Source organism: Flavobacterium sp. Arc2 (assembly GCF_041431385.1).
Classification (GTDB): Bacteria; Bacteroidota; Bacteroidia; order Flavobacteriales; family Flavobacteriaceae; genus Flavobacterium.
Genome location: NZ_JASMRH010000009.1, coordinates 1 through 22,332, shown reverse-complemented (window position 1 = coordinate 22,332; position 22,332 = coordinate 1). Strand labels below are relative to the sequence as shown.

Genomic DNA, 22,332 nt, shown 5'->3' with positions numbered 1-22,332 from the left:
ATCATGAAAAAAACAATATATATAATTTCAAGCCTGTTTTTGACTTTAGCCTTACAGGCACAAGTAATTCCGCAACCAGAGCCTACCGCTCCTCCTACAATTAAGATTGGTAAATCCAATAATTTTGAGCTAAAGAACGGGCTGAAGGTAATGGTAGTAGAAAATCATAAATTACCAAGAGTTGCCTACAGACTTAGCTTAGACAACATGCCTTATGCGGAAGGAGACAAAAAAGGAGTAGCAGATATTACCGGTATGCTTATCGGCAGTGGAACTACCAAAACACCAAAAGATGCCTTTAATGAAGAAATTGATTTCTTAGGTGCAGAAATAAATTTTAATTCAAATGGCGCTTCAGCCAGCGGATTGTCTAAATATTCTGGTAGAATACTGGAATTAATGGCTGATGGCGCATTGAACACTGTATTTAAACAAGAAGAATTTGATAAGATAAAAGCAAAGCTTTTAGAAGGAATAAAAACACAAGAAAAAAGTGTGACCGCAGTTGCTGGACGCGTTGAAGACGTTTTGACCTTTGGAGTAAATCATCCTTCAGGTGAATTTTTAAGTGCCGAAAGCATTAATAAAGTCAACCTACAAGATGCCGTTGCAAACTACAAAACTAATTTTGTACCTGGAAATGCCTACCTAGTTGTTGTAGGAGATGTTAATACGAAAGAAGTTAAAAAAATGGTTGAAAAACTTTTTAGCTCTTGGGCTAAAGCAAGTGCTCCGCAACTTACATATCCTGATCCTAAAAATGTACAAAAATCACAAATTGATTTTGTTGATATGCCAAATGCAGTTCAATCTGAAATCGCAGTGGTTAATACAGTTAATTTAAAAATTACCGACAAACAATATTTTGCTGCAATTTTAGCAAACCAGATTCTTGGTGGCGGTGGAGAAGGAAGATTATTTTTAAACTTGCGTGAAAAACATGGCTGGACTTACGGAGCTTATTCTAATATAGGATTTGGTAAATACGTAGAAAAATTTCGTTCTTCAACATCAGTAAGAAATGCTGTAACAGACAGTTCAGTAGTTGAAATATTAAGCGAGTTGAAAAAAATCAGAACAGAATTAGTTTCTGCTGACGATTTAAAAAATGCAAAAGCAAAATACATAGGTAACTTTGTAATGCAAATTCAAAAACCAACGACAGTAGCACGTTATGCATTAAACACTGAAACACAAAATCTACCTGCTGATTTTTACGAAAATTATATTAAAAATATAAATGCAGTAACAGTAGAAGATATTAAAAGCGTAGCTAACCGATTTTTCTTAGCTGACAACATCAGAATAGTAGTTGTGGGTAAAGGATCAGAAGTAGCTCCTGCCTTGGAAAAACTAAAAATCCCTATGTTTTATTTTGATAAATATGGAAATTCAATAGAAAAACCAGTTTTCAAAAAAGACATACCAGCAGGCGTAACCATCAAAAGCGTATTAGATAAATACATTACCGCCATAGGTGGAGAAAAAGCCGTAAAAGCTGTAAAAACAATCTCTATGGTAGGCTCAACAGTAATACCTCAAGCACCATCACCTTTAACTTTTACTTCAAAAGCGGATGCAAAAGGAAAATTAAGTGTAGAATTAGCAATGGGAACGATGAGCATAATGAAGCAAGTAGTTACTGAAACTAATGCTTATGTGTTACAACAAGGACAACGCAAAGACTTTGAAGGAGCTGAATTGACTGAAATGAAAAATAGCGCAGTCCTATTCGACGAATTACAGTTGGCTAAAAAAGAAGGAGTAGCACTTGATGGTATCGAGACTATTAATGGTAAGGATTCTTATGCCATCAAAGACGGTAAAACTACCCTTTATTATGATGTAGCTACTGGTTTAAAACTAGCAGATTCAAAAACAATGGATCAAGGCGGTAAATCTATTACTCAAGTAACTAATTTTGGGGATTATAGAGAAGTTAAAGGAGTGAAAGTCCCTTTTAACATTATCCAAAACGTAGGTTTTGAATTGGATATCAAAATGTCCGATGTAAAAATCAACGAGGGAGTTACAGATGCAGATTTTAAATAATCAAATCCCTCATTAACAAATAAAGGCTATCTTAATCGATAGCCTTTATTATTTTATAAATATCTAGTTTAAGAACATTACTTTTTAGCAGATAAATACACTCCTATTAATATTATAAAAGCTCCTAAAAACTGAATTGACGTTAGCATTTCATTATCTAACAACCCCCAGAAAAAAGCCACGACCGGAATTAGATACGTTACCGAAGTTGCAAAAACTGGCGAAGAAATCTGAATTAGTTTAAAGAATAATATATTTGCAATTCCAGTACCTACCACTCCCAAAATCATAATAAACAGTACCGAGTGCTGCACTTTTTCCACTGTCATTACATCATAGAAACCTGTAGCATACAAAATAGCCAAAGCTGGAAATATCAAAATCAAGAAATTCCCTGTTGTAATACTTAGCGGTGTCAAATCAGAAAGGAAGCGTTTAATTAAATTGACATTTATAGCATAGCAAATAGACGCAATTACTACTAAAATCGCATAATAATAATTTTGATTGGGATGATTCATAGCACCATTAAAAACCAGAAGCAAACTACCAACCAAACCAATAAGAACACCCCAAACTTGTCTTTTTTGGAAACTTATACCAAATACTACCGCTCCTAATATCAATGTACTTAAAGGTGTTAAAGAATTAAGTATTGCCGTAACTGCACTATCTAATTCTGTTTCGGCAATAGCAAAAAGAAATGCAGGCACAAAAGTCCCAAAAACAGACGTTAAGGCAATATATTTCCATTTTTCTTTCGGGATTTTCGATAAACTCTTAAAACCAATCAATAATAAGAAAACAGCAGCAAAAATTATTCGAAGCGAGCCCACTTGAATTGCGGTCAAGCCAATTAATCCTTTTTTTATTAAAATAAATGAACTTCCCCAGACTAAAGAAAGCACTAATAAATAACCCCATTTTAACTGTTTCGATTCCATGATTCTAATTTTACCCCAAAATTGTATTATTTTTATGAATTAGCTCTACTTTTTTAAGTAATTTTGTTTTCGGTTAAAAAAATAGTTAAAACCCTTAACATCAAATCATAATGAACATTAAAAAATCAATTGCTGTTATAGCATTAGCGGGACTTTTGTTTGTTAGCTGCAAAAAAAACACTGAAGAAGCGCCAAAAGAAACTGCAAAAACAGAAACGGAAGCTCCAAAACTAAAAAAAGAAATCGCTGCCGAAAACGTACAAACTGCAAACTTCTCTGTAGAAGGAATGGTATGCGCAGTAGGTTGCGCTAAAACAATTCAAGAAGAACTAACCGAGCTTGACGGAGTACAAACCGCTACGGTAGATTTTGATACAAAATTAGCAACGGTAACTTTTGATAAAACAGTACAAACTCCTGAAAGCTTAACTAAAGTAGTTCAAGCAACTGGAGATGGAAAAACCTACACCGTTTCAAATATGAAGTCGTAAGTACACCTCTTTATTGTATAAAAAAAGCATCCATGTGGATGCTTTTTTTATACAATATGAATTTGATTTTATTAGGACCTTGTCTTTTTGATTGCCATTTTCAAAAGAAAGAACATAATAGTAAAAAAAAGAATTGAAGCTACTACAAAGAAATAATTAATCAAATAATAGGCGTCTCCAATATTTACTGTAAAAAAGAAGTCACTAAAATAAAGGTAGATTAATAATACGCTTAAAATCAAAAAAAATATTGTCTTTTTTTTCATATAGCTGTAATTAAAACTTACTTCCATTTTAAAGTCTCCATCAAGCGTTGCATGTCATTTTTGATATAACTGGCCGCCGGCATAATAGAATCAAAATTAGGTTTAGCATAAAAATAAACCGAACCAGTAACAAAATGCTTGGTACTGTCAGTTGCATAGAATTGCGAATTAGTTGCCGCATTCCCGTCTACCTGATAAAACATACCATATACCTTTTTTGAAGGGTTTAAATAAGGCTGTTCTAGGATATCATCGGCTTTTATAACGTGTTCGTAGGTTAACTTTTGAGCGTCCCGCAACAAGACATTGATATTGTTATTTACGGGTTTGTAAGTCAAATATATGGTCGCTTTCATTTTTGGATACGTAATTGTGAATCCGCAATCCTTTTCTCCTTTTATAACCGCTTCTGAATTCATTTCGAAAGTAAACGGACATTCATTTTCAAAATGAGCATAATTCGCAACCGGATAATCTAAGCGCAAATAACTGGCAGGTTTTGGAAAAACATCCTCTTTACAACCAGAAAACAGGAACAATCCCATAAACACTAGTGCAAGTACTATACTAGAAAAATATTTTTTGTTATCCCGCTGCAAATTAAACATCAACCGTTACTTTTATCTGTTTTATACGTTTCTTATCTACTGTCTCAATTGTGAACAGGCAATTTTCGTAAGAGATTTTTTGCCCTTTCATTGGGAAATTTCCTGATATTTCAAGAATAAATCCAGCCAAGGTTTCGGCTTCCCCTTTTTTTATCTCAAAAACGTCCTCGTTAACATCTATAATTCTATAGAAGTCTTTCAGGTTTATTTTACCCTCAAAAAGATAGTTTTTTTCATCAATTTTAGTAAAATTGACATTGTCATCATCAAACTCATCACTGATGTCTCCAACAATTTCCTCAATTACATCTTCTAGAGAAACCAAACCAGAGGTTCCCCCGTATTCATCCACCACAATAGCAAGATGACTTTTCATTCTCTGAAAATCTTTTAGCAAATTATCCAGTTTCTTATTCTCAGGAATAAAAAAGGGTTCTCTTATTAAGGTGTTCCACTCAAAATCTTTCTCATCAAGATGACGCAATAAATCCTTAACAAACAAAACGCCTTCTATCTGATCAATATTGTCTCTATAAACAGGAATTCGTGAATATCCTTTTTCGATAATTTTAGAATAGATCTCAGAAAATGGTTCTGTTATTTCTAAAGCAAAAATATCAATCCTCGGACTCATAACCTGCTTCGTATCTGTATTACCAAAAGTTACAATCCCCATCAATATCTTCTGCTCCTCTAAAGAAGTTTCATCCGAAGAAGTAAGCTCTAAAGCTTGAGACAACTGATCAACTGAAAAATTTGTTTTTTGCTTTCCTAATTTATTGTGCAAATAAATGGTCGTTTCACGCATAGGAACGCTAATAGGCGAAAGCAATTTATCTAATATCGAAATTGGGTACGCTATCATTTTTGCAAACTTGATATTGTTTCGGCTAGCATATACTTTAGGTAATACTTCACCAAACAACAAAAGTAAAAAGGTGACTACAATAACTTCGACGGTGAATTTTAAAGCTGGAGAACTGATCGCAGAAAATAAGTTTCTCCCAATAAACGAGAATAAAATTACCACTCCGATATTGATAAAATTATTAGCCACAAGAAGTGTCGCCAAAAGTTTTTTGGGTCTGTCTATAAGATCCGCAAGAATTCTTCCTTTAGAATCATTCCCTTGCATTGTCTCGTCAATGTCTGTTTGAGACAAAGAAAACAAGGCTACTTCAGCACCAGAAACTAATGCAGAGCAAAGAAGCAATACAAATATTCCGGCAAAACCAAACACTAGATCTGTATCTAATGTATATGCGAAATTTAAACTGGGCTCTGGGTCCAAATTAAAAAAGATTAGTTAAACAATCAAAATGGCAAATCATTGATAGGCAAGCCATTATTTTGTGGGTCAAAGTTAGTGTTTTTTACGGATTCCGGGCCGTCAATTTGTTTGTTGTTTTCAGCAGATTTCTTGGTTGACAAAAAAGTAAACTCCGTAACTTGAATTTCAGTGGTGTGTTTTGTCGTCCCGTCCTCTGTCAGCCATTGGCGTGATTTAATACGTCCCTCTATATAAATTTTGTCTCCTTTTGATAAATGTTTTTCACAAATTTCGGCTGCTTTATTTCGCACCACTAAATTATGCCACTCCGTAGAAGTGATTTTTTCGTTCGTTGTCTTATTAATATAGACTTCATTTGTTGCCAGTTGAAATCTACCGATACAATTTCCCCCATCAAAATAATGCATTTTTATTTCATCGCCTACATGCCCAATCAGCATCACTTTATTTAACGTTCCGTTCATTTTGTTTTTATGGTATTTCTATCAAAGATACATTTTTTTAAATGTTCTCTTTATTCCTTTTCGATAAAATTATGAATCACTATTGGGAAAGGAAAGGCTTTCAAATCTTCATTGTTTATTCCGTTTTCGACAGTTCCTTTCAGACTCACTTTCCAGAACTTAATATATAGATGTTGATGTGATAATTTATGAATTATACTTTCTTCATTACACTCCATAAAACGAACCACCTCATTATCCTGAAAAAAATCATTCTGAACTTGTTCATATATATATTGCAAGTCCTCCACTTTATCGGTTTCAATCACAGGAAACTCATATAAATTGTGCCAAATCCCTTTTGCTGTTCTCTTTTGAATCACAGTATTTTCATTATCGTCCTCAACAACCAAGTAATTAAAGTAGCGATTGCGCACTTTCACCTTCTTAGATTTCACCGGCAACTGGTCAACTTTGTTTTTTTGGAGTGCAGCACAGCTATCGTTAAACACACAAATACTGCAATTTGGACTTTTAGGAACACATTGCAAAGCGCCAAACTCCATAATGGCTTGATTAAAAGTCGCAGGATTGTCTTTTGGCATTAGTTCGAAAGCCAAAGCAGCAAATTCTTTTTTGGCGGAAGCCAAAGCAATATCAGTCTCTACGTCAAAATAACGAGACAATACCCGAAAAACATTTCCATCTACAACAGGAACCACTTCATTATAGGAAAAAGAGGCAATCGCGGCGGCGGTATATTCCCCTACTCCTTTTAACTTTAATAACTCATTATAAGTAGGAGGAAAAACACCTGATAATTCGGAAGCCACATATTGAGCTGTTTTATGCAAGTTTCTAGCACGCGAGTAATACCCAAGTCCTTGCCAAAGCTTTAGCACTTGTTCTTCACTCGCTGCGGCAAGATCAAAAACAGTGGGAAATGCAGCAGTAAATGCTGAAAAATAAGGCGTTCCTTGAGCAACACGAGTCTGCTGAAGCATGATTTCTGAGAGCCAAATTGGGTATGGATTTGTAGTGCTTCGCCATGGCAAATCTCTTTTATTTTGTAAATACCACTTTATAAGCAAGTTAGAAAATTTCATTATTAAATATTTGTTAGCAAAAGTAAAAGTTTATGTGATTAAATTTTAATGAATTAGCTTGAATATTTGTTTTTTAAATTCATATATTTGCACACTCAAAAAAATGATTACAATATAATAAATAAGGAAAGAAAATGACGAAAGCAGATATCGTAGCAAAAATTTCAGAAAAATTAGGTCTTGAAAAAGGTGATGTGCAAGCAACAGTAGAGACTTTTATGAATGAAGTTAAAAATTCATTAGAAACTGGAGACAATGTTTATTTAAGAGGTTTCGGAAGTTTTATCGTGAAAACTAGAGCTGAAAAAACTGGAAGAAATATTTCCAAAAATACAACAATAAAAATTCCTGCACATAACATACCTGCATTCAAACCAGCAAAAGTTTTTGTTGAAGGAGTAAAGATCAATAACGAAGCAAAATAAAAATATTAATTAATCATAAAATCGACAAGATATGCCAAGTGGTAAAAAAAGAAAGAGACATAAGGTAGCAACTCACAAACGTAAAAAAAGAGCGAGAGCTAACCGTCACAAAAAGAAAAAGTAGTTTTTAACTACTTTTTCCTTTTTAAAAGTTCATTGAAATCGAAAATTAGTCCTCAGTCCTCAGATGTAAGCATTCAGTATACTGATTCCTTAAATCTGAGGACTGCTAGCTAGTTTTCCCCGGGTTCAATACCTGTTAAAATTATTGTTTAATCCATCCTAGCTTTAAGTGTGAGGTTAGAAAATAGATTTTAGAAAATAGAAGACAGAAAAAAGATTTTAGAAAAGAGAGAAAAGAAAACATAAATTCTAACTCTAGTTTTTAAAATCTCTATTCGCTTCTCCCTATTCTTTATTCCATATTCTTTTCTCTTTATTAAAAGTTTGGATAAAAATTTACAACGTGAATAAAGAATTAATCATTCGATCTAGTTCTGATTTTGTAGATTTTGCCTTATTAAAAGATGGAAAACTAATTGAATTACACAAGGAAGAAGAAAAAAGCAATTTTCAAGTAGGTGATATTTTTATTGCCAAAATACGAAAACCAGTTGCTGGTCTTAATGCTGCTTTTGTAAATGTAGGCTTCGAAAAAGACGCTTTTTTACACTATCATGACTTAGGTCCTAATTTAGTTTCCCAACTGAAATTCATAAAACTTGTAAGCGCAGGTAAAATAAAAGATTTCTCCCTAAAAAACTTTCAGTTTGACAAAGAGATAGACAAAGACGGTATTATTACTGATGTAATTAATGCTAATCAATCGATCTTAGTACAAGTTGTAAAAGAACCAATATCTACCAAGGGTCCAAGAATAAGCGCTGAGCTTTCTCTTGCCGGAAGATTTATTGTTTTAGTTCCGTTTTCTGACCGTGTATCTATTTCTCAAAAAATAGAAGACAAGAAAGAAAAAGACAGACTAAAAAAACTTGTACAATCCATCAAACCAAAAGGATTTGGTGTTATTGTTCGCACAGTAGCAGAAGGCAAAAATACAGCCGAATTAGAAAAAGACATGCAGAACCTGCTTAGCAGATGGGATGCAATGTGTAAAAAATTACCGACCGCTCATCATCCGTCAAAAATTTTAGGGGAACTCAACAGAGCTTCTTCTATCTTAAGAGACGTCTTTAATGATACTTTTACTAGTATACAAATTGATGATGAAGAGTTGTACAACCAAACGAAGGACTATTTGCAAGAAATTGCACCTTCAAAACAATCAATTGTTAAGTTTTATCAATCAAATGACACGCCCATTTTTGAGAAATACAACATAGAGAGACAAATCAAGACTTCATTCGGGAAAACAGTATCCATGAGTAAAGGTGCTTATCTTATTATCGAACATACTGAAGCCTTACACGTCATTGACGTAAACAGCGGAAACCGTTCTAATAAAGCATCTAACCAGGAAGATACTGCAATGGAAGTCAATATGATTGCCGCTGCTGAAATCGCCAGACAATTGCGTCTACGTGATATGGGTGGTATTATCGTAATTGATTTTATCGACTTGTCTAATCCAGAAAATCGTAAAACATTGTTCGACTTCTTGAGAGAAGAAATGAGCGATGATAAAGCAAAACACAAGATCTTGCCTCCTAGTAAATTTGGATTAGTCCAAATTACAAGACAAAGAGTAAGACCTGAAGTAAACATTAAAACTAGAGAAGAAGATCCTAACGATGTGAATGGTGAAATTGAAGCGCCAATCTTAATTATCGACAGAATCAATTCTGATTTAGAAGGAATATTAAAAACTAACAAAGACGTTGTACTTAACGTACACCCCTTTGTTGCAGCATACCTTACAAAAGGTTTTCCATCATTACGTTCAAAATGGTTTTTTGAGCATAAAAAGTGGGTGAAAATTATACCTCGTGACGCTTACACGTATTTAGAATATCATTTCTACGACAAAACGGGAAATGTTATAAAAGAATAAATCAGAAACTCCTCATGAAATTGAGGAGTTTTTTTTTGCCTTTTTTTAAGTAAAGAATTATATATTTCAGGAGCTAATCCAGCTATGCGCTACAATATTCCATTCCAAAAAAAATAAGATAAAAAATCACAATGCCATCCGGGCTAAAATAATTTTAGATAAGAACCCTGATTGCAACAACAGTAAATGTAAACTTTATAAAAAAATAGTATATATTAGCACAGTGCAAAACACTGTATTTGCCTTCAAAAAAACATTAACTATAAACTATGAAAAAGAATAATCAAAAAACTTTGAAAACAATTGGAATTATTATTTCAGTTCTTATTCTTCTATTTTTTGTTCGTTTTGCCCTAGGAGAATTCTTAGCAGGATGGAATAGCGTGAATTAAGGGAATTATAAAAACAGTTTGTAATTATATTTTTTTAAATTCTTTTAACGTAGATTATTATTTTTTTTTATTTTACCGCCTTTACAATAAACAGCTTCATCATTTTGAAGCTTCTTTGCTTGTGCCAAAATCAACACCTCGCTCGCTCCTCAAAAAAGCCACACCAAATCAGATTCTATAAAGCAAATGTATTTCAGTACAAAAGACAAAATTGAAATAGTTGAAATTGCCATAACTTGCATTGTAATGTTTGTTTACGGAACAGGAAAAGTTGTTCAAATTGGAAAAGCTGTTTCTTGAATGACTGGAATGCAATTGATGTGGGCCTTTTACGGATATTCCAAGACCTATGCTTTGATTTTAGGTATTATGAAATATCGGGTAGAATTCTGCTTTTGACAAAGAGAACCAGGGTTATCGGTTGTTTATTTTTATCGACACTACTTGTTAATATTATTCTATAGGATATCTATCTCAACATACACATACGAGCATTAAAAGCCGCTATATTATATCAGTTTTTGATATTAATTATTTTATGGCTAACGAAAGACTTATTCAAAGTTTAAAATTATTGATCAATAATGCTAAACCTGAACAATCAAAAGCAAAGTTCTTAATAAAATTGCTTATTGCCTTTATCGTATTCGCATTTTTAAGAATAGCAGAATACTACATAGCCATTAAATTGCAATTAGCCAGGTGGTGAGAAAACAGCAATCCTAGGGCAAAGTATAAAATTTTCTATACCGAGGAAATTAAGCAATCACAAAATCTAGTTTTAAAAATTTAAAGCCTGACATAATCATCATTTTACATATCAATATATATACTATATTAGCCGCCTGATGCACGAAAAACTTTAGCACAACTGCCTATAGCGCCGCTAATACTAAAACAGGTTCGTTTCAACAGATTAAAATCAATGCCATGAACTATTTTGTATTTCTTGTAGGAGTCATTCTTCTACTTGCTACCGCTGCTGATTTAATAAACACCTCCTTGTCTGGACGTGGGGCAGGTTTTATTTCGAAACGGTTATCTAAGTCCATCTGGAATATACTGTTGATACTTACTAAAAAAACAGGGCGCCGAAAAATCCTAGACCTAGGCGGCGCTATCATTTTAGTTTCTATTCTTATTAACTGGTTGCTGCTTATATGGATTTCTGCCAGCCTGTTATTCATAAGCTGTCCCGACTCGCTGATGAATGTAGAGACCAACTCTCCTACGACAGTAATAAACAAGATATTTTATACTGGCTATACGCTATCAACATTGGGATTGGGAGACATAGAACCAGAAGGTAATTTTTGGGATATACTTACCGCCATACTTTCATTTACTGGACTGATTCTGATTTCCATTGCCATCACTTACTTAATCCCAGTCGTTTCAGCCGAAATAATGAAAAGAAAAATAAGTGTTCACATCAATACTCTTGGCGGCTCGGTAGAAGAAATCCTATTGAATTATTGGAATGGAAAAGATTTCAAGGAGCTGGAACAACCTTTTATAAGCCTTATCGATTCTATCATTTTACATGCCCAAAACCATAAAGCATACTCCGTGTTACATTTTTTCCATTCATCAGATAGGAAAGAAGCCTTCGTTCTTAATCTCACAAACCTTGACGAGGTCCTGACTGTACTGTTACATAACATCCCAGCAGAACAAGGACCTTCATTCAATGTACTTATCAGACTCCGGAAAGCTATTTCCAGCTATCTCGTAACGCTACCAGCCACTTTTATAACTCCAGGCAAAAAGACGCCTCCCGTACTAATTCTTACGGCACTTGAAAATAAGGGAATAAAAGTTATATCTGGTGAAAAAGTAGATTTAGAATATGCAAAACTAAAAACCAGACGCAGGTTATTGTTGTCACTCATTAAAGATGATGGATGGGAGTGGGCTGACCTTAATTGCGGAAGTTACAATCATGAAATAAACACAAGCGAACCCTATTGAAACGTTTGACTGAATTTTATTCAGGATGTACCCAACAAAGTTCGATGAAAAATTATTTCCTTTTCGCAACAAAAAAACGCTTCATCAAGTCTGAAGCTTCTTCTGCCATAACGCCGCGTTTTACAACCGTTTTAGGATGCAGCTGGGTTCCCATTTTCTCAAAACCCCTTTTTTCATCACGAGCTCCAAAAACGATCTTAGAAATTTGACTCCAGTATAAAGCACCAGCACACATCTGGCAAGGTTCGAGCGTTACATAAAGCGTACAGCCCGTTAAATACTTACCTCCAAGATAATTAGCCGCAGCAGTTATAGTTTGCATTTCGGCATGAGCGGTCACATCATTAAGTAATTCCGTCAAATTATGACTCCTCGCGATTATAGTATCATTGACTACTACAATAGCACCCACGGGGATTTCACCTTTTTCAAAAGCCATTTCGGCTTCATTCAAAGCCTTTTTCATAAAATATTCGTCAGTGAAGATGTTTTCCATAAAACAAAAATACTGTTTTGATATTATTATTCTGTACTTTTAATTCTTGCTATTAAATTTTATGGAATCAAATTATAAAATAAACATACCAGAACCTTGTAATAAGGATTGGAACAAAATGACACCAACCGATAAAGGTAGGTTTTGCAGTAGTTGTTCTAAAACTGTGGTTGATTTCACCAATATGATACCTGATGAAATTCAACTCTATTTTCAGCAGCACAATAATATTTGTGGCCTATTCAGAAAGTCACAATTGGATTCTTTGACAATCCAAATTCCAAGTCGGGTTGTATATTCACAAACTCAATACCACAAGATGTTTTTAATGGCCTTATTTATAGCAATGGGAACCACGTTATTTAGCTGCGCAGATAAAAACGGCAACAAACAAAAAATCGACAAAGTTGAAATAGTTGCTGATTCTATAGAAATGAAAAACACAGTTATTGGAATGCGATTACCTCCAAAACACGACCCAAATAATAGTTTACAAAATAATATTCCGCCACCACCTCCACCAAGAGCAACTCATATTAACTTTACCAAACCCATAACAATTACATGTGTAGAAGTAACACCTAAAAAACAAGAAGTAGATAATATTCAGAAAGTTGCTATTGAGGAAGAAATAATATATATGGGTGGAGCGATTTACACCGATCCTGAATACAACGGCGGTATGGATAAATTCAAAGATTACATTCAGAGTAATTATGTATTTCCTGAAAAAACAAACAACTTAAATGGCGAAATACAAGCCTCTTTCGTAACTGAAAGAGACGGCAGCATAAGCAATATCAAATTGCTTAAAGATATTGGTGACGGAACGGGAAAAGACCTGATACGACTTTTGGAAAAATCTGAAAAATGGATTCCAGGAACTCAAAATGGAAAAATGGTACGTAATTTATACTCCATAACACTAATTATAAAAACGGACACTTTAAAAAAATCGTTTTTAAAGAATAGATATAATCAAAGAATTGACTCTATAATTATTAAACAATAAGCTATTTGAATGAACTAAATTTCCACTATAATACTGTAAATTTGCTTTATGTCAGATAATTTACTTTCAAGCATTAATTACCCAACGGATTTACGCCACCTAGACGAAGCTCAACTTCCTCAAGTAGCCAAAGAATTACGTGATTTCATAATCGATATTGTCTCCATAAAAGAAGGGCATCTTGGAGCAAGTCTTGGAGTAGTTGAACTTACCATTGCCTTGCACTATGTTTTTAACACACCCGATGATTTATTAATTTGGGATGTAGGCCACCAAGCATATGGACATAAAATACTGACTGGAAGAAGAGAAAATTTTCATACCAACAGGCAACTTGGAGGTATTTCTGGTTTCCCAAAAAGAAGCGAAAGCAGCTATGATGCCTTTGGCGTAGGCCACTCCTCCACTTCTATTTCTGCTGCGTTAGGAATGGCAATTGCCTCTAACTTGAAAGGAGACTTCGACAAACAGCATATTGCAGTGATAGGAGATGCTTCTATAGCTTCGGGAATGGCCTTTGAAGGATTAAACCATGCTGGAGTTACTGATGCAAATTTATTGGTGATCTTAAATGACAACGCTATCGGAATTGATCCTAGTGTAGGTGCCTTAAAAAATTACCTAACTGCAGTAAAAAACGGAAAAAACCCAAGACAGAATAACATGATCAAATCTTTGAACATTGATTATTCTGGACCTATTGACGGACATGATATATTTGCCGTAATTAAAGAACTGAAACGTTTACAAAAAATAAAAGGTCCTAAATTCCTTCACGTGATAACAACAAAAGGTAAAGGATTAAAACAAGCCGAGGAAGATCAGGTAAAATACCATGCTCCAGGAAAATTTGATGCTAAATCTGGAGAAATTCATTTAAAATCAGAAGAAAACCTTCCTCCTAAATATCAGGATGTTTTTGGTTTAACGGTATTGGATTTAGCTCAAAAAAACAAAAAAATAATCGGAATTACACCCGCTATGCCCTCAGGAAGTTCCTTGAAGTTCATGATGGAGGCATTACCAGAGCGGGCATTTGACGTGGGAATTGCTGAACAGCATGCCGTCACCCTTTCTGCCGGAATGGCGACACAGGGAATGGTAGTATTTTGCAACATCTACTCCACTTTTTTACAAAGGGCCTATGACCAAGTTATTCATGATGTCGCTTTGCAAAACTTACCCGTTATTTTCTGCCTAGACAGAGCAGGACTTGTGGGAGAAGACGGAGCAACCCATCATGGTGTTTTTGATTTGGCTTATTTGCGTTGTATTCCCAATATGATTATCTACTCTCCACTAAATGAAATTGGACTGCAAAACATACTTTATACAGCCCAACTAGGTTTAGATCATCCTATCGCCATCCGCTATCCTCGAGGCAGAGGAGTAATCTCGGATTGGCAATCTAAAAACTTCGGGAACTATGAAAAAATTCAAATTGGGACTGCAAATTGTCTAAAGAAAGGTACTGAAATAGCTGTTTTATCGAATGGTCCAATAGGTAAGAACGTTACTTTGGCATTAGCCAATTTAAACAATCCAGAAACAATTGCGCATTATGATTTTGCATTCGTCAAACCCTTAGATGAAAAAGAATTACATACTATTTTTAAAACCTTTAAAAAGATTATAACAATCGAAGATGGCGTTATAAAAGGCGGTTTTGGAAGTGCTATTCTAGAGTTTGCAATCAAAAATAAGTACACATCACAAATACAATTAATGGGCATTCCTGATGAGTTCATAGAACAGGGCACCGTTGAAGAATTACAACAATATTGCAACATTGACGTTAAAAGTTTAGAAATAGTTTTTTCAATTGAGTGAAAATAATTATTTTGCGCCCACTAAACACATTGAGCTATAAATGAAATTACTGTCTTCGCCCCTCCTGTTTTTTGTCTTACTGCTTTCAGCAAATATGTTCTCCCAGAAAATCATTACGACAATAGATGTCCCTAAAAAAGTCGATCCAGACACTATTTCTCATTGGGTTAAAAAAAACAGAATAGGGTTTGACATCTCTGAAATCGCATTTTTAAATTGGAATGCCGGTGGAACCAGCTCTATTTCAGGATTGTTAAAAGGAAAGTTCAATCGTATATACACTAAAAACAATTACAACTGGACAAACGAATTGATTGTACGTTATGGTTTAAACAAACAAGATGGAATTGAACTGCGAAAAACAGAAGATGTGCTACAGTTCAATTCTGCGCTAGGTTACCGTCAAGACACACTATCGAACTGGTATCATACCGCCAAATTTAATTTTGCTACCCAGTTCACAGATGGATATTCTTATCCAAATAAAGAAATATCCGTCTCCAGACCATTTGCACCTGCATATATTTTCCTTGGACTCGGAGCAGAATACGCTACAAAAGACAAGCACAAATTACTTTATTTATCTCCTTTCACTTCCAAAATAACAATGGTAATGGACCAGCGATTGGCTAACCAAGGTTCTTTTGGTGTTAAAAAAGCGCTGTATGATTTAGATGGAAATTTAGTTACTGAAGGCGAGCGATCCAAAGTTGAACTTGGTTTTCTGTTAACTGGTTTTTATAAAAAAGAAATAGTCAAAAATATTACTATTGAAAACAGACTGAGTTTGTATTCAGACTACATAAATAAATTTGGTAACGTTGATATCGATTATGATTTACAAATAGAACTTGTTGTAAATAATCATGTAAAAACAAATATTGGCGCACACATTATCTATGATGATGATATAAAGGCCAAAGAAGAAATCAACGGAACACAAGTTACAGTAGGACCAAAAACACAATTAAAACAGATTTTAGGAGTGGGAATCGTTTATGATTTCTAGTTAATCCTTTTTCTTTCCATTGATCGTTTCAAATAACTCTAAAGCATTTCCGTCCGTAAGTAAAGAAACAAAATGACAGATATGAAGTAACCTTTCATACAAGTCTGCTTTTTCGTAATGGTGTTTCTCTGGCAGTAATTTTAAAATTAGCGCATCATAATTGGATGCATTTCCATTGAACTTATTATCGTATGCTGTAATGAATTTATCCAACAAAGTTTGTATGATTTGGTAACCTACAATCTCTTTCTCGATAACTTCCCTACTCTGATAAATGTTGTTCACACTAATACTAATGATATCATCCATCTGTGCTTTATATTTGCTTTTATCTGTTAAAGCAAAAGGGAATTTTCCGTTTAAAATTGCTTCTTCGTTATCGATAAAAACTTTTACAGCATCATTGATCAAACTACCAATAGCCAAAGCACGCAAATAACTAATGCGGTCTTCCTTAGTAGTAAGTGTTTTGTATTTAGAGGTATCAATGCTGTCTTTGACTAATTTAATTAAGTATTCCAATGCAAAATCTTCAGAAACTAATCCAAGATTGATTCCGTCTTCAAAGTCAATAATGGTATAACAAATGTCATCTGCAGCTTCCACTAAATAAGCAAGTGGATGTCTTTCAAAACCTATATCATTAGCTGTTTTATTTGGGATTAGCCCCATATCTTTTGCCGCTTCTTCAAAGAACTTTTTGTCGGTTTGAAAGAAACCGTATTTTTTATCTGCTATATTTTTGGTCGGTTTCTTAGGCAAACTTTCTTTTGGATACTTCATAAAAGCTCCTAAAGTCGCATAAGAAATTCGTAGTCCGCCTTCAATACCTGGTCGACTAGCAGTAAGTACTGCAAATCCATTTGCATTTCCTTCAAAATCAATCAGGTCCTGCCATTCTTTCTTTGACAATTGGTCTTTGTACTGTTTACCGTTTCCAATAGAAAAATACTCTCCAATTGCTTTCTCACCAGAATGTCCAAAAGGAGGATTCCCGATATCGTGCGCTAGTGAAGCCGCAGCGACGATCGCTCCAAAATCATTCATGTGAAAACCATGCACTTCTTTTAAATATGGGTATTTTTCTATAATTTTCTTCCCCACCAATCTTCCTAAGGAACGCCCAACAACCGAAACTTCTAAACTATGTGTCAAACGCGTGTGTACAAAATCAGTTTTTGACAAAGGAATCACTTGTGTTTTATCTTGTAAACTTCTAAAAGCAGCCGAAAAAATAATACGATCGTAATCTACTTCAAAACCCAATCGAGTGTCGTCCTGTTCAATACGTAATCTTTTGCTTGTGTCGCCTTGACGTTTTAGTGATAAAAGTTGCTCCCAGTTCATACTGTATTTTTCGAATTTGAATAATTGGATTATTTTTCAAAGATAGAGAAATAGCGATAACTAAAAAGCGCTTTTACCTTGATAGTTTTTACATCCATAAATTGCACGAATCTTTTTTAGAAAATGTACCGCATCTTCATTATGTACTCAGAATGATGTAACTTGCTTCCGCTATTTATACTACACATAAATTGTATTTCGCAAAAGAACACCTTGAAAAATCCAGAACAAATACAAAAATACTACTTGCACAAAGATGATTTCTCCAAGCTTCATTTTGAAGTACAGGACCTCAAATCCTATTTTGACCGTAATCATACGCAAGCCTCCAAGGCACATATCCACGGGTTCTATCAATTAATCTGGTTCACCTCGGCAGGAATTCATTACATTGACTACGAAGCCATTGACCATCCAAAAAATAGTTTGGTGTTCATCAACACTAACCAGATTCATTATTTTTGTCCTGAATCAAAGAATGAAGGTATATTGCTTCATTTTAATGATTTTTTTATCAATCAATTCAATCAAGAACTAGCACAACGATTTTCCCTTTCCATTTTTAACGAAATTGGTCAACCTTATATTTCGGCACAAAACACTGAGGTCAGCCGCATCAACACCCTTCTACAATTTATTCAAGAAGAAAACCAACATACAGATACTTCGCAAAAAGAGCAACTTTTTTTCTTGTTGAGCAGTCTTTTACTCAGTATTGAACGCATCAAAAATAAAAATGAAATAAATGTGCTCTTTAAAAACACCGACTTTGAACTGGCCTATTCCTTTAAAAAAGAAGTCTATAACAATCGTGATAGCTTTCCTTCATTAGAACATTATACACAGAAACTTCATACTAATACTAAAAAGCTTACTACTGTCACTAAGCAATATTTAAAAGGAACGCCAGCGCAAATTATACAAAACGTAAAAATATTAGAAGCAAAACGCAAGCTTGCTCAAAAACAACTCTCTATTCAGACTATAGCATTTGATTTAGGTTTTGATCAACCTACTTATTTCACGAAGTATTTCAAAAAAGCAACTGGAGTTACTCCCAAACAATTCCAAGCTATCATTCCCTAATTTACCATTATCCCTCTCTGGATTACCATTTTATAAAATACTATTATTATACCTTCGTAACTATAAATTTTAAAAATTACGATCATGAAAACAGCATTAATTATAGGAGGAAATAGTGGTATAGGAAAAGCAACTGCACTGCAATTAGCAGAACAAGGTATTGAAGTACATATTGTAGGTGTAACCGAAAACAAGCTAAATGAAGCAAAAACCGAAATCGAAAAAGTAGGTAAAGTAACTGCACATCAAGTAAACATCAGTAACACTGCCGAAGTAAACGCTTTTATCACAGCGCTAGATTCAATAGCAAAAATTGACTATTTGGTAAATGCCTCTGGTATTTTTGGCCCAAAACCATTTTTAGATCATACTCTTGAAGATTACGATTCTTACCTAGATTTAAACCGTGGTTTCTTTTTTATCACGCAAGCGGTAGCAAGAAAAATGAAACTAAATGGTGGCGGAAGCATTGTAAACGTTGGATCGATGTGGGCAAAACAAGCTGTCAAAGCGACCCCTTCATCAGCTTATTCGATGCAAAAAGCAGGTTTACATTCTTTCACTCAGCACTTAGCTATGGAATTAGCTGATTACAATATTCGTGTGAATGCCGTTTCTCCTGCAGTAGTAAATACTACTTTGTATCACGGCGTTTTTGGCGGAAAAGAAGAAGCCGAAAAAGCACTTCAAGGATTTAATGACTTTCATCCAATAGGTAAATTTGGATCTGCTGATGAAGTAGCCAACGCCATTGTATTCTTATTATCAGACAAATCAAGCTGGACAACTGGCGCGATCATAGATGTTGATGGTGGTGTTATGGCTGGAAGAAATTAATTTATTAGAACAATTCTTATTTAATACAAAACTGATAGTGCTTTTACACTATCAGTTTTTATTTATAATAATATTTAGATGAATAAAAAGATTACTCCTTAGGCGCTGGGTTAAGCGGACTATTAACCGCTTTCCATTTACAAAATAAAGGTCTTTATATCGAAATTATTGAAGCTAGAAACCGTATTTGTGGCCGACTTCATACTATTTATTCTAATACCGCTCAAGTAGAAAGGGGTACGACTTAGTTTAATGATATTCATGTGAATTTAGCAATGTGCGCCCTAATAACTGAATTTTATGATCAACCGAATACCACATTAGATAAATTTATACTTCATACTTCTATCAGTCCCAGAATGGAGATATACCTTCATGAAGGGTATTTAGAAAAACTAAAAATACAATTAGAGACTAATTTTGGTCAGGAATTGCTACATTATCCGTCTTATCACGAAACCATTTCTACAAAAGAAAAAGAGACAAAAGTTTCAAACGAATATTTTAAATCAAAATACAACTATGCTCTATACAGGTCAACTTAATGAATTCATCCGACTAGCCGAAATTGACGCTAGCAATTGTGATTTGCTTAAAGAAACAATCACTGATGGCTTAAGTGTGATTTGGTCGCTGGACGAATTAAAAATTAATGTTGACGGAACCGAGCATATTTTTCCAGAAAATTCGGTTTTATTTTTAACCGAGTACCATAAAGTGGAAGTTCTAAAACTGAACAAAGCGCGTTTGATTCGGTTTAACAGGGCATTTTACTGCATTGCAGATCACGACAGCGAGGTAGGCTGCAAGGGAATTTTGTTTTTTGGTGCATCTCAATTTCCTAAGATTTCTATTCCTGAGGAAGAACTAGAGAAATTTGAAATTCTGTGGAAAATGTTTGCTATCGAAATGGTTTCTAAAGACGATTTGCAAAACGACATGCTACAAATGATGCTGAAACGTTTGCTAATTTTATGTACTCGAGTATACAAAGAACAAACCGAGTTGACCACATTTGATAAAAAGCAATTGGACATTGTGAGAGAATACAATTATTTGGTAGAAAGCAATTTTAAAACCAAACATCAAGTGGCTGATTATGCCGAGATGCTGAATAAAAGCCCGAAGACGCTATCGAATTTATTCAAAAAATACAACGAAAAATCACCTTTGCAGGTTATTCAAAACCGCACCATTCTTGAAGCGCGCCGACTATTGCGTTATTCTGATAAAAGTATCAAAGAGATCGCTTACGAAATAGGTTATGAAGACATTCAGTCTTTCAGTCGGTTTTTTAAAAAAATAGAAGGCGTTTCTCCATCTGATTTTAAAAAGATAGTTTAATTCCTTTTTAGCAGCTAATCCAGCCATCTGCTATATCTTTTACGCTGAACCCCAGCATAAAAGGTAATTGCGAGAGCAATTGGCTATCTGGGCTAAGAAACGGTGCTATTGCCATCAAGATACCACCTCCTATTTTCACAATAGATAACTTAATAATTAGCAATTTATATTTACTCCTTATACGTAAGGGTACAGATTAAAAGGGTTCCCAAAGATATGTTCTTTCCTCTTTGTTCTATTCTCTGTTTCCTCTTCTCTTTGATCTATCCTCTCTTCTCGTCTTTAAAAAACGAAACGATCTCACCTAGCCCTGATTGAAGTGGAAATCCTTTTTATTTTTCCTTTAAAAATAAAAAGATTGCAATGTAAAGCGGGACGAATCTTCTTAAAACCACTCCGTTTTCTGCTCCTAGAACTAAAAAAATACGCTTTTTTACCCTAAAAAAGGCGTTAAGGGAAGAATGAACAACTCTACGGGAAATGCGACCTAACTTCAAGGCCTCCTTTCGTCGCACCTTTGTACCATCAAACTGAAACAACAGGAATTATGAAAACAATACATACAATTATTGGAGGCTTTAAAAACATTTTAGGTCTTAACACTCCAACTGAAACGCCACAATTAATTGCAGTAACACAGGAAAATTTTTGTCAAAATCTGGCAATCACTGATTACTACTGTGACGAAAGCAACTTATTTATATAATTATTAACTCAAACAAAAAATAAAATCATGTCAAATTTCAACGTACCAACAAGAGAAGAAGTTTCTGAAAACAATCAAGCCATTTTTGATAACCTACAAAAAGCCGTAGGATTTGTTCCTAATATTTATGCCGGAATGGGACATTCTAAAAATGCATTGGGAAGTTATTTACAATTCTCAGGAGCCGCTAGCTCATTAACTAAAAAAGAAAAAGAAGTAGTTGATTTAGCCGTTAGTCAATTAAACGGATGTAGATATTGCCAATCAGCGCACACCGCTACCGCTAAGATGAACGGTTTTACAGACGATCAAATTATTGAACTTAGAAAAGGAGGTGCAAGCTGGGATAACAAAATCAATATTTTAGCACAAACAGCACAACGCATTGCCGCTACAAAAGGACAAATAGGAGCTGAAGCCCTGGATGCTTTTCATACCGCAGGCTATACCAAAGAAAATCTAGTTGATTTAATTATGGCGATCGGAATAATTACCGTTACCAATCTTTTTCACAATGTAACCGAAGTACCTATTGATTTCCCAATAGCCGTTGAATTGTAATTAATAATCTCAGCCGAGGGTTTAATTACTAGATTCAATTAATTAATGCAACTCTCAGGAAAAAAGATAGGATAATTTTTTCAAAAGAAAGGACATTTAAGTCC

Annotated in this window: 21 protein-coding genes and 1 pseudogene; 15 read left to right on the top strand and 7 right to left on the bottom strand. The window is 34.4% G+C overall.

What is annotated here, in order from left to right:
- Window positions 1–3 precede the first annotated feature (3 nt).
- Complete coding sequence (locus QO182_RS07800; protein ID WP_371560851.1) at window positions 4–2,052, top strand: M16 family metallopeptidase; 2,049 nt, start codon at window positions 4–6, stop codon at window positions 2,050–2,052.
- A gap of 77 nt (window positions 2,053–2,129) precedes the next feature.
- Here the strand turns inward: QO182_RS07800 and QO182_RS07795 are convergent, their stop codons facing one another.
- Entirely contained in the window at window positions 2,130–2,996 is an 867-nt protein-coding gene (locus QO182_RS07795; RefSeq protein WP_371560850.1) for a DMT family transporter, read from the bottom strand.
- A 110-nt stretch (window positions 2,997–3,106) separates the two neighbouring features.
- Here QO182_RS07795 and QO182_RS07790 point away from each other — a divergent pair, with 110 nt between their 5' ends.
- Window positions 3,107–3,487, top strand: coding sequence for a heavy-metal-associated domain-containing protein (locus QO182_RS07790; RefSeq protein WP_371560848.1), 381 nt, complete (start codon window positions 3,107–3,109; stop codon window positions 3,485–3,487).
- 283 nt (window positions 3,488–3,770) lie between these two features.
- Here QO182_RS07790 and gldD read toward each other — a convergent pair whose 3' ends face one another.
- From gldD to mutY, 4 genes are read right to left on the bottom strand one after another with little or no spacing between them, the layout of a single operon-like run.
- On the bottom strand, window positions 3,771–4,361 hold the full coding sequence (gene gldD, locus QO182_RS07785) for a gliding motility lipoprotein GldD (protein WP_371539207.1): 591 nt from the start codon (window positions 4,359–4,361) through the stop codon (window positions 3,771–3,773).
- On the bottom strand, window positions 4,354–5,652 hold the full coding sequence (locus QO182_RS07780; RefSeq protein WP_371539209.1) for a gliding motility-associated protein GldE: 1,299 nt from the start codon (window positions 5,650–5,652) through the stop codon (window positions 4,354–4,356). Before QO182_RS07780 ends, gldD begins: the two co-directional genes overlap by 8 nt.
- Window positions 5,653–5,675: 23 nt before the next feature.
- On the bottom strand, window positions 5,676–6,116 hold the full coding sequence (locus QO182_RS07775; protein WP_371560846.1) for a single-stranded DNA-binding protein: 441 nt from the start codon (window positions 6,114–6,116) through the stop codon (window positions 5,676–5,678).
- A gap of 50 nt (window positions 6,117–6,166) precedes the next feature.
- Complete coding sequence (mutY, locus tag QO182_RS07770; protein WP_371560844.1) at window positions 6,167–7,201, bottom strand: A/G-specific adenine glycosylase; 1,035 nt, start codon at window positions 7,199–7,201, stop codon at window positions 6,167–6,169.
- Between the two features lie 134 nt (window positions 7,202–7,335).
- Here mutY and QO182_RS07765 point away from each other — a divergent pair, with 134 nt between their 5' ends.
- From QO182_RS07765 to QO182_RS07755, 3 genes are all read left to right on the top strand, one after another.
- Window positions 7,336–7,626 carry an HU family DNA-binding protein gene (locus QO182_RS07765; RefSeq protein WP_016989051.1) on the top strand — a complete coding sequence of 97 codons (291 nt, stop codon included), beginning with the start codon at window positions 7,336–7,338 and terminating at the stop codon, window positions 7,624–7,626.
- Between the two features lie 466 nt (window positions 7,627–8,092).
- The gene (locus QO182_RS07760) at window positions 8,093–9,637 is read left to right on the top strand and encodes an Rne/Rng family ribonuclease (protein WP_371560842.1); all 1,545 of its coding nucleotides are present in this window, start codon (window positions 8,093–8,095) and stop codon (window positions 9,635–9,637) included.
- Between the two features lie 1,322 nt (window positions 9,638–10,959).
- A complete protein-coding gene (locus QO182_RS07755; protein ID WP_371560840.1) occupies window positions 10,960–12,000 on the top strand; it encodes a potassium channel family protein in 1,041 nt (346 codons plus the stop codon).
- A gap of 52 nt (window positions 12,001–12,052) precedes the next feature.
- Here QO182_RS07755 and QO182_RS07750 read toward each other — a convergent pair whose 3' ends face one another.
- Window positions 12,053–12,496, bottom strand: a complete 444-nt coding sequence (locus QO182_RS07750; protein WP_371560838.1) for a nucleoside deaminase — start codon at window positions 12,494–12,496, stop codon at window positions 12,053–12,055.
- Between the two features lie 61 nt (window positions 12,497–12,557).
- Here QO182_RS07750 and QO182_RS07745 point away from each other — a divergent pair, with 61 nt between their 5' ends.
- Genes QO182_RS07745 through QO182_RS07735 form a run of 3 tightly spaced genes read left to right on the top strand, consistent with a single transcriptional unit; the run spans window position 12,558 to window position 16,347 of the window.
- On the top strand, window positions 12,558–13,508 hold the full coding sequence (locus QO182_RS07745; RefSeq protein WP_371560836.1) for an energy transducer TonB: 951 nt from the start codon (window positions 12,558–12,560) through the stop codon (window positions 13,506–13,508).
- A gap of 48 nt (window positions 13,509–13,556) precedes the next feature.
- Window positions 13,557–15,338 carry a 1-deoxy-D-xylulose-5-phosphate synthase gene (locus tag QO182_RS07740; protein WP_371560834.1) on the top strand — a complete coding sequence of 594 codons (1,782 nt, stop codon included), beginning with the start codon at window positions 13,557–13,559 and terminating at the stop codon, window positions 15,336–15,338.
- 40 nt (window positions 15,339–15,378) lie between these two features.
- Window positions 15,379–16,347, top strand: a complete 969-nt coding sequence (locus tag QO182_RS07735) for a DUF3078 domain-containing protein (RefSeq protein ID WP_371539239.1) — start codon at window positions 15,379–15,381, stop codon at window positions 16,345–16,347.
- Here QO182_RS07735 and QO182_RS07730 read toward each other — a convergent pair whose 3' ends face one another.
- Complete coding sequence (locus tag QO182_RS07730; RefSeq protein WP_371539243.1) at window positions 16,348–17,694, bottom strand: deoxyguanosinetriphosphate triphosphohydrolase; 1,347 nt, start codon at window positions 17,692–17,694, stop codon at window positions 16,348–16,350. It abuts the gene before it with no gap.
- Between the two features lie 213 nt (window positions 17,695–17,907).
- Here QO182_RS07730 and QO182_RS07725 point away from each other — a divergent pair, with 213 nt between their 5' ends.
- The 7 genes and pseudogenes from QO182_RS07725 to QO182_RS07695 all read left to right on the top strand — a co-directional run bounded on the left by QO182_RS07725 (window position 17,908) and on the right by QO182_RS07695 (window position 22,228).
- On the top strand, window positions 17,908–18,780 hold the full coding sequence (locus tag QO182_RS07725; protein ID WP_371539245.1) for an AraC family transcriptional regulator: 873 nt from the start codon (window positions 17,908–17,910) through the stop codon (window positions 18,778–18,780).
- Between the two features lie 84 nt (window positions 18,781–18,864).
- Window positions 18,865–19,617, top strand: coding sequence for an SDR family NAD(P)-dependent oxidoreductase (locus QO182_RS07720; RefSeq protein WP_371539248.1), 753 nt, complete (start codon window positions 18,865–18,867; stop codon window positions 19,615–19,617).
- A gap of 113 nt (window positions 19,618–19,730) precedes the next feature.
- Window positions 19,731–19,865, top strand: a pseudogene (locus tag QO182_RS07715) (FAD-dependent oxidoreductase); the annotation flags it as partial.
- Window positions 19,866–19,880: 15 nt separating this feature from the next.
- Entirely contained in the window at window positions 19,881–20,162 is a 282-nt protein-coding gene (locus QO182_RS07710) for a hypothetical protein (protein WP_371560832.1), read from the top strand.
- Window positions 20,140–20,961 carry a helix-turn-helix domain-containing protein gene (locus tag QO182_RS07705; RefSeq protein WP_371560830.1) on the top strand — a complete coding sequence of 274 codons (822 nt, stop codon included), beginning with the start codon at window positions 20,140–20,142 and terminating at the stop codon, window positions 20,959–20,961. The genes QO182_RS07710 and QO182_RS07705 overlap by 23 nt, the downstream gene beginning before the upstream one ends.
- Before the next feature lie 547 nt (window positions 20,962–21,508).
- Window positions 21,509–21,667, top strand: coding sequence for a hypothetical protein (locus QO182_RS07700; protein ID WP_371539254.1), 159 nt, complete (start codon window positions 21,509–21,511; stop codon window positions 21,665–21,667).
- 27 nt (window positions 21,668–21,694) lie between these two features.
- On the top strand, window positions 21,695–22,228 hold the full coding sequence (locus tag QO182_RS07695; protein WP_371560828.1) for a carboxymuconolactone decarboxylase family protein: 534 nt from the start codon (window positions 21,695–21,697) through the stop codon (window positions 22,226–22,228).
- Window positions 22,229–22,332: the final 104 nt, after the last annotated feature.